Here is an 11,325-nt window from a genome sequence, read left to right on the forward strand (position 1 = left end):
TGGCGTCAACGGCCCGCCTGCGTAGGCCTGCACGCCCACGGGGACTGGCCCGGTGCGCTGTCCCCCCGGGTCTCTTGGTGGTACCGCGGCGGCCTGACGTCCCTCACCGTCACCGACGAGGACGCCCGTACGTTTTCCCCGCCACCGCTGCCGCAGCTGCTGGGCTTGATGAAGCGCCTGGTCCGCTTCACGCCGCCGGCATCACCACCAGGACCACGCGGGTGCCCGAGAGGGCCGGGCCGTATCCACTTACATGCCGGCCATCAGGAGGGTGCCGAGCGGGTGATGGCGGTGAGGGCGCGGCGGAGAGTGGAGTCGCTTGGCGCGCGGTCGCGCCAGCGGGCGGCGATATGGCCGTCGGGTCGGACGAGCAGTGCGCCGTGCGGGCGGAGGCCGCAGAGGCCGAGGTGCTCGTCGCGAAGGGTCTCGATGCGCAGCGGCCAGAATCCCGCGGCCGGTCCCAGCCGGTCGGCGGGGTCGCGGGTGAGCAGGGTGAACCACTCGCCGAAGGCGTCGATAGTGGAGCGGTCGCGGCTGAGCCAGAGGTGGGGCATGCGATGGCCCGGTTCGGCGGTGGGGACGTAGTCCGTGCCTTCGCCCGGCGGCTCGGGTGGCTCGGGCGGCGCCACACCGTCGGACGGCCGGGTCCCGTGGTCGGGCGGAGGGGGCGGGGCGTCACCGTCGGTGAGGACGGCGGCTGAGCGGTATGTGACGCCGAGCACCAGGCCGAGTTGCGCGAAGTACCGTTCCGACCAGGGAAGTTCGACCGGTCCCGAGGTCGCTTCGCCGGTCTGGAGCTGCTCTCGAAGCCGATTCTGCACATCCATCAGCAGTCTGGAATTTGCCACCGCCTGGCCGAGCGTCAGATGGGCGACGGGTTCCCGTTCCGTCCTGTATGTCTCCAGCAGGCCCGGTGTGGCCCACCCGTGCACGACGCCGGCCAGTTTCCAGCACAGGTTGTGCACGTCGGCGATACCGGTGTTCATGCCCAGACCACCGATGGGGGGCACCGCGTGCGCGGCATCGCCCGCCAGCAGGGTCCGGCCGTGCCGCAAGCGCTCGGCGACGAACGCGTTCATCACCCAGTGCTGGACCCGCAGTACGTCGGGCCGTACGCCGGCGCCCGGGCCGAGGGCCCTCGAGACGAGGTCCGTCCAGTCGGCGGGCGATGGGCTGTCGGGGGTGGGACCGAACCAGGCCCAGCCTCCCTCGGGGTAGAGCGGGCCGATCGAGCCGTACGGGGTGAAGTAGACCCCCGCGGGTTCCGGGGCGCGCGAACGATCGAAGTCGGCGTCGAACACGACGGTGGTGAAGTCCCCGAGCGCCCCCGGGCCGGCGGTGCCGATTCCCAGCAGGCCCCGGACTGTGGAGTTCGCGCCGTCGGCGGCGAGGACATAACGGGCGTGGACGCGGGTCTCCTCACCTCGTCCGCGGTCGAAGAGCCGGGCCACGACACCGTCGGCCTCCTCGGCCAGGCCGATCAGCTCGACTCCGAACCGCACCGGCGCATCCGCCGCGCCGAGCAGGGCGGGCTCCAGCCGGTCCTGGGAGGTGACCACACCGATGACCGGGCTCTCGGGCACGGGCGCGTTGACCCCGACCATCGCCGCAGTGGCGTAGTCGCGGTCGTGCAGGGTGCCGCGGAAGCGCACGCGGCCGTACTCCGGTGCGAACGCGTTGGCCGTGATCCCGGCGGCGAGGCCGAGCCCCCGGAAGATCTCCATCGAGCGTACGTTGACCAGCCGAGACCGGGGAAAGGGCGACAGCTCGCCGTGCTTCTCGACCAGCAGCGCCCGTACGCCCCAGCGTTCCAGCAGCGCTCGGGCGGTGAGCCCGACCGGCCCGCCACCGACGATCAACACCTCCGCCTCGGTGATCGCTACGGGCATGTCGAGCTCCTCTGCTCACCTCGGGTCTGCCGGGGCACCCGGTACCTGCGACGGTTGGGCGGTCGCCACGCCCCGAACCGCCTGAGATCAATCATCCGCCCCCTACAGTCAGCCCCAATGTCCGCCGCGCAGGAACCTGTGCGCGCACAGCCCCCGAAGCACAAGACAACCGGCCGCCGCCGGGCCCGTCGGCGACCCGACGAGCACTCGCGCACCCGACAGGCTCCATACGGCACGACATCCCAGGGCAGTAGCCGTAGCCGGCCCAGCCCGAGAGGTCGGAGCGTTTGACCGTCGGGCGTGAGCGAGCACATTCGACCGGGCTGGAGTCGACGATCCACACGTCGTCGTGCCAAAGGTCGGTGTCCCGGGCCAGGGTGCCGATGAATCGGCTGATCAGCGTGCTGGCAGCCCGTAGGCGCTTGTTGCAGCCGGATTGGCCGGGCTACTGGCCAGTGCCCCGGTAGACCAGCAGCAGTGCCTCGCCCTGGCCCTCGGGGGCCGTCAATGGGCAACGGGTCAGCACCTGCGATGCCACCACGCCGACTCCGGGTCTTCCATCGGCTCGTGATGCGTTCGCCCGAGGAGCACCGCGTCCAGGCGCTCGACCTGCACCCGAAGTTCGCCGGCGGCGCTTGGCGGAAGCATGAACAGAGCATCTTGCAGCTTGTCCCGGGCCCAACCCTCACCGCAGCAGGGGCAGGTGAACTCTGCCTCCCATTGTCTCCACCGGCGCCTCGTGCCGTAGACGCGCACGTACCACACGCTCAGCGCCACCGCCACGATGCCTGGAGACAAGCGCTCCCGTTCGACACACGGACAGCTGCATTCGCCGCTCCCGACAGACCTGGGACATCGCGATACCGCACCCAGGGTCTACGCCAGCCGCGTTCCCGCGGCCGAAGTGAAGCTGGTGTTCTACGAGGCACGGCCCCTTCGGAGGTAAGTCATGGGCGGCATCCTCCCACAATCCTTGATCGGCGGGACAGAACCTGGCCGCGGATGCACCCAGGATGCTTCGGGAACTGGAGTGCGACAGCCACCGGGAGCCGGTGTACCCCAGTTAGTGGGCTCTGTATGCAAGGAGGTTGGTGTTCAGCAGGGGATGTCTGCCCGACCACGATCCGGTCCGCCTTCGCCGCGACATCGCGGACGCTGGCCTGACCGTGACCCTGGTGCCCGCCCGGGCCCGGCGGATCGACGAAGGCATCGCCCGCCTCGTCCGCGCCGCCGGACACACTGGGCCCCCCGGCCGAGCTCGCCGCTTTCGACGCGAACCCCGGCACGCCCACCGCCACCCATGCCGGCATGGTGTGCCCGGGCGAGGCGCGGTGCCCGTCCTGGGGCAGTACCAACGGGCCGCCTACACCCCGAGGACGCGCTCCAGGGCGGCGCGGACGACGTCCCCGGTCATGATGACCAGGCGGCGTGGCGGGCGCGTTCGGCGAGGGCTTCGGGCGGCGCTGCGCAGCGCCCGGGTCCGGGCCGGGGCCCCACCGTTCGGCCCAGGGCCTGGAGCTCCAGGAGGTGGGGCTGGTTGTTCCAGTAGACCCCCCTCACGAGCGGCACGGACAGTTCCTCCGGCAGGGCGGCGATCAGCCGGCCGTCAGCCCGGTACCGGCGTACGGTCCCGTCGCGCCCAGGGTCTGTCCAGACCTAGACGAGTAAGTCCGAAGTCTTCGGGCGCATGAAGCGAGGGTCTCGTACTCTCCCAGGCCGCCCGCGTCCTGCGCAACGAGGCGATCGCCCTCCTGCTGGGCCGCCTCGTCGGAGGCAGCAACCAGCCACCGCCCATCGCGCCGAACATCCCCTGCGTGGTGATCCCCCCATAGCCGACGCCGCGGACTCGCGCGGACGGGGGCGCTGCCCGTCCGCGTGAGCCAGGCCGGCACGGCACCCAGGCCCCTTCCTTCGGCTCACCTTGGCGACGGATGAAGATGTCGGCGAGGTGGAGTCTTCACCAGGCAAGATTCTCGTCCTGTCAGGGGATTCACGCCCTAGGCTGGGAGGGTCCGTGCCGTGACAAGGGGATGACAGTGGCCGAACGGGTCTTATCCGGGCGTTATCGACTGGTTGAGCGGCTTGGTGCCGGGGGGATGGGCGTTGTCTGGAGGGCGGAGGATCTGCTTCTGCACCGTGAGGTCGCGGTGAAGACCGTGGCCGGTCCCGGTGTCACCGACGACGCGGCGGCGAGGCTGGAGCGCGAGGCGCGGGCCGCGGCCGGCTTGTCCGACAACCCCCATGTGGTGACCGTGCACGACTTCGGGCGGGACGGCGACACCCTGTTCATTGTCATGGCCCTGGCCGCCGGGCGGCCGCTCGACCGCATCCTCGCGGCCGACGGTCTCCCCTCCGTGGTGCGGGCCGTGGAATGGACCCGTCAGGTGTGCATCGCCTTGGAGGCTGCGCACGAACGGGGCATCGTGCACCGGGACATCAAGCCGGCCAACGTGATGGTAGCCGCGGACGGCGTCGTACGCGTCCTCGACTTCGGCATCGCCTGGTTCCACCCGGAGCTCGGACTGGACCGGCTGAGTCAGGCCGGCGGGGTCCTCGGCAGCGCCCCCTGGATGTCACCCGAACAGGCCCGCGGAGGGGAGGTCGGCCCGGCCTCGGACCTCTATTCGGTCGGCTGCCTGCTCTACCAGCTCCTGACCGGGACACCACCGTTCGGGGACCGGGACGCACTCGCACAGATCATCGCCCACTCGACGGAGACTCCCGCGCCACCGTCCAGCCGCCGCACGGGGCTGCACGCCGGTCTCGAGCAGCTGGTGATGGAGCTGCTCGCCAAGTCCCCGGGGAACCGACCCGCTTCGGCAGCGGAGACGGCGGCTCGCCTGGGAGCCGTGCTGCACGAGCTGGGAGGGCAGGAGACGACCGGACGACCCGCGCCCGCAATGCCCGCGCAGCCGCCTGCCCCGGCAGGGCGTGCGGAGGGGCCGCGCGAGCGGCCGGTTCAGCGGCGGACGGTGCTCCTGGGACTGTTCGGCGTGGTCTCGGTGTCGACCGTGATCGCCGTGCCGCAGATACTCCCTGACAGCGGCAGTGGCGACGGAGGAAACAAGGGCTCGGCCAACAGCACGCTCAAGCCGTCGTGGAAGCTCTCACTCCAGCCCGACGCCAGGCTGACCATGGCAGGCCCCGTGGTCGTCGTCGGCAGTGCCGACAGCGAGAAGCAAGCCGTGGTGCACGACTCCCGCACCGGCAAGGAGCTGTGGCGCGTATCGCCGGGGGCCGACCAACTGAAACCCTTCACCGAGAACACGCTCTACGCCACGGACGGCGTGGGTGGCCCTCTCAAGGCCCTGGACCCACGCACGGGGATCGCCCGCTGGGAGTACGACCCGCTCAGGAACCAGGTCACGAGCGGCACCTTCGTGATCCCGAAGCCGGTCGCCGCGTTCGTCGGCCAAGGCCCGTACGTCTCCGCCCTGCACCACGCGACCGGCGACGTCCAATGGCGCTACGAACTACCCCCAGCGAGAATGCCGGATGCCTTCATTGGGCCTGGAGAAGGCGTCCGGCATCGTGCTCGCCTGCACAGGGGGCAGGAGCGGCGCCTGGATCGCGGTCGGCGAGGTGGACGGTCAGCAACTGTGGACCTGGGAATGGGAAGGTCGCGAGGTTCGACCGTACGTCGGCGAAGCCGCCGGCCGGCTCTTCTTCCAGACCGGCAGCGACCTGGCGGTGCTCGACTCGAACACCGGCCGGCTCGTCAGCACCTACAAGGAACTCGACGGGGCCAAGCCCATCTCCGAGCACAAGGTGCTCCTGGACACCTTGCCCGCCGGTGGCGTGGAAGCCTGGTCCGCGACCGACGGGAAACGACTTTGGTCCGTTCCCGACGCGTTCGCGCCCCGCGTCTTCGGCGACACCGTCGTGATGGGCAAGTCAGCGCCCGACGATAAGTCCAGTGGCACGCTGGCCGTGGACATCCGCACCGGCACACAGCGCTGGCTGTACCGCGACCTGTTCTCCCCCTCCGGGAACGCGCCAGTAGTCGCGGGTGAGGGGGACCCGCTGATCCTGCGAGCGGATGTCGAGGGTGTCGGCCTGGTCCGCGTGGATGTGAGCTCCGGGCGCCGAGGGCCGATGCGCCTCCTGCCGGAGAAGAAAGTGCTCGACATCGTCTGGGCTGACAGCACCGTCTATGTACGCTGCGCGGACCGGTTCCGGGACTACGCGAACGAAACAGATAAAGGACCCGAATCGCGCCTCTACGCGTTCCCCCTTTCCGCCATGACCTGACCGGCACTGATGCCGTGGACGGACCAGCCCGAGCCCCCGGCTCCGGCTCGGATTCCGGTACCCGTCCTGGCGTCGGGCCGACCCCGGTATTGGTCCTCGGCCCTGGCCCCCCGGCCCCGGCCGCCGGTGGGCGCGTCACGGGCTTGCCGCAACCGGTCGCTTGCCATGCCACGTCTCATGGACATGACCGCTGCCCCGTACCGCCGCACCGCACCGGACGTACCGTCATGGCCGCACTGCGCCGAAGCCCCGCCGGGCGGCGCCGGGTGCAGGGGCCGGCGGGTAGAGCCGTACGCCGTATGCCTGGCCCACCTCCCCGACGCCGAACGCGCCGCGCACCTCGCGGGACTCCGGCCCGGCGCGGACCTCGACCACCGCGGCACCCGCTTCACCGAAGGGCTGATCAGGGAGCTCCTCACCGCACTCACAGAGCCCGCCACGGCCGGGCCGCGCATCGGCCAGGCCCATTTCGAGGAGGCGGTGTTCCACGGCGCCGTTCCCTTCGACCTGGCACGGATAGACGGCGACGCCCTGTTCGACGGGGTCGAGATCGCCGGCAACGTCTCCTTCGACCGTGCAGAGATCGGCGGCCGCGCCCTCTTCCGGCAGGCCAGGATCGGCGGGGACGCCGACTTCGAACGGATGACGGTCCGCCGGCGTGCGGTGTTCGAGGGAACGGAGGTCGGCGGCAGTGCCTCGTTCGAACGGATGCGCGTGGACGGCCGGGCCGTCTTCGACGAGCTGAGGACCGGGCGGGACGCGGTCTTCAAAGGGATGGAGGTCGGCGGCTTCCTCTCCCTCGACCAGGCCCGCATCGGCGGTGACGGCCACTTCGACCGGGCCAGGATCAACCTCACCACCACGCTCCGCAGCCTGACGGCCGACGGCCGGGTGTCGTTCGCCGGGGCGGCGTTCGAGGGCTCCGCACGGGTCGGCCCGCTGGTCTGCGCGGGGACGCTGGACCTGTCCGAGGCGGTGTTCGGGGCCGCCATGACGCTGGAGGCCGCCGCGGCGGCGGTGCGGTGTCGGCGGACGCGGTGGACGTCTACGGCGGCGCTGCGGCTGCGGTACGCGGCCGTGGACCTCTGCGATGCGGTCGTCGAGAGCCCGCTGAGCATCACCGCCCGATCCCGGCCCTTCGCCGTGGACGGCGGGGAACTGGACGAACAGGGCCTCTCGGGCGGACCCGGCCGCCCGGAACCCGGCGTGCGGATCATGTCGTTACGGGGAGTGGACGCCGCGCACCTGGTGCTGACCGGCGTGGACCTCACCGAGTGCCTGCTCGCCGGAACCGTCCACCTCGACCAGCTCCGCCTCGAAGGCAAGTACACCTTCGCCGCCGCCCCCGCCGGCCTGCGCCGACGCGGGATACGGCCCGCGCGCTGGACCCCGCGCCGGACGCTGGCCGAGGAGCATCACTGGCGGGCCGCCCGGGGCCGGGCGGCCGACGGCTGGACGCCCGCGCCGGCGGGAGAGGAGGTGCAGGAGCCTGCCGCACTGGCCCCGGTGTACCGGCAGCTGCGCAAGGCCTTCGAGGACGGCAAGCACGAACCGGGTGCCGCCGACTTCTACTACGGCGAGATGGAGATGCGCCGCCATGCCGACGACATCCCCCGGGCCGAGCGGAGCCTGCTCACCGCGTACTGGGCGCTGTCCGGCTACGGGCAGCGGGCCTCGCGCGCCCTGGGCTGGCTCCTTGCGGCCATGACCGTCACTGTGCTGGCGATGATGCTGTGGGGCCTGCCGCAGAACGACCCGAAGCCGAGGACCACCGGCACGGTGGTCGGCCGCAGCATCACGATGACCACCGACGTACCCGGCCCGGCCAACCCGGACGGCCCCTACCGCGAACGCCTGACGACCGACCGGTTCGAGAAGTCCCTGCGGGTGGTTGTCAACTCGGTGGTCTTCCGCTCCTCCGGCCAGAACCTGACCACCGCTGGTACCTACACCGAGATGGCGTCCCGCCTCACCGAGCCGGCCCTCCTCGGACTCGCCGCCCTGGCAGTGCGCAGCCGCCTGAAGCGCTAAAGGTGTTGCAGAAGGTTCGGTCCGGGGCATTTTGCCTGTATGGGTGGGGTGTTGCGGGCTGAGTCGTTGTGGGTGGAGACGTTCACGGGCTTGCGGATGGATCGGTTCGTGAAGTTGGTGAGGGTGGTGCGGGAGCGGGGCGGGAACGGGCCCGGTGGTGGCCGACCGTGGTGTCTGCCGCTGGCGGACCGGGTTCTGCTGGTGGCGGTCTTCTACCGCACCAACCTCACGATGCGCCAGCTTGCCCCGCTCTTCGGCATCTCCTCGGCGACGGTCTGCCGGGTCATCCAGCGGCTGGGGCCGATGCTGGCGCTGGAGCCGGCAACGCGGCCCGTCGCGGACGTGGACCGGCTGTGGATCGTGGACGGAACCCTGATCCCGGTTCGCGACCGCAGGGTCGGTCGGCGCTTCGTCCAGGAACTACCGGTTCTCGGCGAACGTGCAGGTCGTCATCGATGCCGACACGCGACTGGTGGTCGCTTCGGCCCGGCCGGCGCCGGGGAACAAGACCGATGCCCATGTGTGGCGAGAGTCGGATCTTCCTGCCGCGGCGGCCGGGACGACCGTGATCGCGGACGGCGCCTACCTGGGCACCGGGCTGATCGTCCCGCACCGCAGAAGGGCTGGACGGCCCCTCCTGCGCGGGCAGGAGGAGGACAACGCCGAACACCGACGGGTCACAACCTCGCCCTCACCGGGTAAAAGAGCAGGTCAGACACCACTCAGGCCTGCCCGAGACAGACCTTCTGCAACACCCTTTAGGGTCCGTCTTCAAATTGATCTCGCCCCGAGCAGGATTGATGCGAGTGTGGCCGCCGCTTCGTAGGAGGTGGCGGTCTTCTCGTATGGGGTGGCGATGCCACGGAAGCCTTGAGTTGGTTGAAGCAGCGTTCGACGGTGTTCCGGCGGCGGTAGGTCTCACTGTTGAAGCCCGTTGGCCGGCCGCCTCGCCGGCCCCGGTTTCGGCGGTGCTTCTTCTGGTCGCTCTTCTCCGGGATCGTGTGTCCGATACCGCGTTTGCGCAGGCAGGCCCGGAAGCCGCGTGAGCTGTAGGCCTTGTCGGCGATGACGTGGTCCAGGCGGCAGCGGGGGCGGCCGGGGCCGGTTCGTGGGGTACTCGGATGCGTTCGAGGAGGGGGCGTGCGCAGGGGCCGTCGTGTCGTTGGCCCGGGGTGAGCAGGATGGCCAGGGGCGGCCGCTGGGTGACTCTATGGGTGGTGATGAGAACGGGTGACGGCGACACTCCCGTTGGACCCGCACTGTGGTCGTGTCTGGTGCTGTGCTGTCTCTTCATCCGCGACGACACCATGAAGACGAACGCCTTGTCGCTGAGCCATCTAAAATCGGCGTACGGGCTCGCGTCGCAGCCCGGGCACCGGCGCACGCTTCGTCAACCGCCGCGGATCATGGCTTCTTCACGGCCTCGACGGCACAAGGCCTCGATCTGCTCGCCGGATCTCTCCGGATGTCAGGACGGCGTATGCGGCGCTGATGAGGAGCAAGCCTGGGATCGCGAACATGCTGCGCTGATCATTCTCCAGGACTGTCTCGTACTGGCTCTGGGTGATCTCTACCGTGCCGCGCGCATCCGGCGTTGTATCGAAGGCGAAGTAGCGGCCGTCCTTCCCCTCGGCTGACTGCAAGTTGCATTCCGCGGCCATACTGACGATGAGCATCGTGACGCCTGCCATGGCCAACGTCGCAAGCCCCAGCTGAACCTTGATGGAGAGGCATCGGAAGGCCATCCACACCGAGTGTCGGTCCGCGCGCGTCAGGAACATACGCACCCAGGCAGACATGAAAATCGGGAAGAGCAGCACGACAATCACTGGCATCAGCCACCCCGACCCGCTCATCGGCAGGGATCCAGGAAGCCAGGTGAGCGCGGCCAGCACCAACATCGCGGTCCCCAGCGCGGTCGCGATTCCGCCGTGCAACTTGAATGTCCACCCCATAGCCCGCAGCTTGGCACAGGAACAGTTCCAAGTCGTTGCCGGTCCCCAGCAGCAATCGCCGTCCCTGACGGTCAGCAGGCGATCTGGGCCCCTTCGATCCGATACGGTTTGGGTGAAGGCGGGTTCCTCTCAAGCAGCATGATCTTTTGGTGTTTGGGCAGGCTGGCGGTACTTCGTCCATGCTCGGAGCCGACCACAGCTTCGCCGCGGAGGCTGTCGGTGGTGATCGTGGACGCGGACGCGCTGCTGGTAGAGCGACAGCTGCGAGCCGGCCAGCTGGGATCCGTGGTGTTCTGGGGGCTCGTCTGTTTCTGCGGCCCCGCCGTACTCGGTGCTCGGGCTGCAAGGTCACGCACGTGCTGCTGACGGAGGCATTGTGGCCGCGGCGGGCGGACGCGGCCGTAGTGATCGGGGCCGGGCTGGAGATAGCCGCTCTAGGAATGGGGCACCGCCAGGTCGCCGCCTACCTGGGCTTGGCCGACGGAACGGTCCGTGGCTGGGTGCGGGCGTTCGCCGGCCGGGCGGAAGCCCCCGTCCCGCCCTGCTGTCAGGAGCACACCCAGGCTGGAGCGCACCCTGCGCAAGACCCACACCGAAGTCACCTTCACGTGGATGCAGCGTCGGCTGATCGCACGTCAGCCCCGTTGGCAGACGCCGACGGGGCTGACGCGGAAGGGTGGGTCAGGCGAGGCGGAACTGCTGGTTGGGGTGGTCCACATCGGCCCACTGGACGAAGTTGGCGCCGTCGTTCGTGGCCTCCTGGGACACAGCCAGGCACTTGCTGCTGTTAACCGCCCGGACGATGCAGTACCCGCCCGAGGTGTACTCCAGGTTCCACTTCATGTTGTCCTTCGAAGCGAAGAACTCCCACTGGACGATCTGAGCACCGTCCTTGATGCTCTCCGCCTCGACGGCAGGGCGGGGCCCACGGCGGCGGCCGGCTGACCGCCGCAGCCAGCTGGCCCCGTCCTCCGGGCGGGTTAATCCGGCCCTCGCGTACGCCGCGCGGCGCTGTGAGGCCCCCGTCACCGCATAGGCTGCGGGGCTGCCCGGTTTGCGGCCGGGTAGCCCCGCAGCCAGTTCTTCATCGGTTTTCTAGGCGTCGAGTGCGGGGGCGCGTCGGACCAGGGTGAGACTGAGCAGGGCGACGCCGATGGCCATCAGCAGCAGGCCGGGAGGGAACACGGCGGTGGGCAGGA

At 70.1% G+C, this 11,325-nt stretch carries 7 protein-coding genes and 4 pseudogenes; 5 read left to right on the top strand and 6 right to left on the bottom strand.

The genetic code is table 11. The features are described 5' to 3' along the window. Positions 1-263 precede the first annotated feature (263 nt). The 3 genes and pseudogenes from ABT403_RS37485 to ABT403_RS37495 all read right to left on the bottom strand — a co-directional run bounded on the left by ABT403_RS37485 (position 264) and on the right by ABT403_RS37495 (position 3,458). The gene (locus tag ABT403_RS37485) at positions 264-1,889 is read right to left on the bottom strand and encodes an FAD-dependent monooxygenase (protein WP_344154948.1); all 1,626 of its coding nucleotides are present in this window, start codon (positions 1,887-1,889) and stop codon (positions 264-266) included. Positions 1,890-2,124: 235 nt separating this feature from the next. Then, positions 2,125-2,334, bottom strand: a pseudogene (locus ABT403_RS37490) (IS982 family transposase); the annotation flags it as partial. A gap of 965 nt (positions 2,335-3,299) precedes the next feature. Next, complete coding sequence (locus ABT403_RS37495) at positions 3,300-3,458, bottom strand: hypothetical protein (RefSeq protein ID WP_344154945.1); 159 nt, start codon at positions 3,456-3,458, stop codon at positions 3,300-3,302. A 527-nt stretch (positions 3,459-3,985) separates the two neighbouring features. On the opposite strand from ABT403_RS37495, the pseudogene ABT403_RS37500 reads away from it, so the two are divergent. The 5 genes and pseudogenes from ABT403_RS37500 to ABT403_RS37520 form a co-directional block, all read left to right on the top strand. Beyond that, a pseudogene (locus ABT403_RS37500) lies at positions 3,986-4,645 on the top strand (serine/threonine-protein kinase); the annotation flags it as partial. Between the two features lie 390 nt (positions 4,646-5,035). Continuing rightward, positions 5,036-5,317 (top strand): annotated as a pseudogene (locus ABT403_RS37505) (hypothetical protein); the annotation flags it as partial. A gap of 67 nt (positions 5,318-5,384) precedes the next feature. After that, positions 5,385-6,140, top strand: a complete 756-nt coding sequence (locus ABT403_RS37510) for an outer membrane protein assembly factor BamB family protein (RefSeq protein ID WP_344154936.1) — start codon at positions 5,385-5,387, stop codon at positions 6,138-6,140. A gap of 177 nt (positions 6,141-6,317) precedes the next feature. Then, positions 6,318-8,171, top strand: coding sequence for a pentapeptide repeat-containing protein (locus tag ABT403_RS37515; protein WP_425580141.1), 1,854 nt, complete (start codon positions 6,318-6,320; stop codon positions 8,169-8,171). A gap of 39 nt (positions 8,172-8,210) precedes the next feature. After that, a pseudogene (locus tag ABT403_RS37520) lies at positions 8,211-8,850 on the top strand (transposase family protein); the annotation flags it as partial. A 79-nt stretch (positions 8,851-8,929) separates the two neighbouring features. On the opposite strand, the gene ABT403_RS37525 reads toward ABT403_RS37520, so the two are convergent. The 3 genes from ABT403_RS37525 to ABT403_RS37535 all read right to left on the bottom strand — a co-directional run bounded on the left by ABT403_RS37525 (position 8,930) and on the right by ABT403_RS37535 (position 11,155). Beyond that, positions 8,930-9,319 carry a transposase gene (locus ABT403_RS37525; protein WP_425580144.1) on the bottom strand — a complete coding sequence of 130 codons (390 nt, stop codon included), beginning with the start codon at positions 9,317-9,319 and terminating at the stop codon, positions 8,930-8,932. Between the two features lie 267 nt (positions 9,320-9,586). Next, positions 9,587-10,126 carry a hypothetical protein gene (locus tag ABT403_RS37530; protein ID WP_344154933.1) on the bottom strand — a complete coding sequence of 180 codons (540 nt, stop codon included), beginning with the start codon at positions 10,124-10,126 and terminating at the stop codon, positions 9,587-9,589. 681 nt (positions 10,127-10,807) lie between these two features. Next, positions 10,808-11,155: an RICIN domain-containing protein gene (locus tag ABT403_RS37535; protein WP_344154930.1), complete on the bottom strand. Its 348-nt coding sequence runs from the start codon at positions 11,153-11,155 to the stop codon at positions 10,808-10,810. Positions 11,156-11,325 lie beyond the last annotated feature (170 nt).

Origin of the sequence: Streptomyces sp. NPDC000075, assembly GCF_040301925.1 — a bacterium.
In the GTDB taxonomy this organism is placed as follows: domain Bacteria; phylum Actinomycetota; class Actinomycetes; order Streptomycetales; family Streptomycetaceae; genus Streptomyces; species Streptomyces polychromogenes.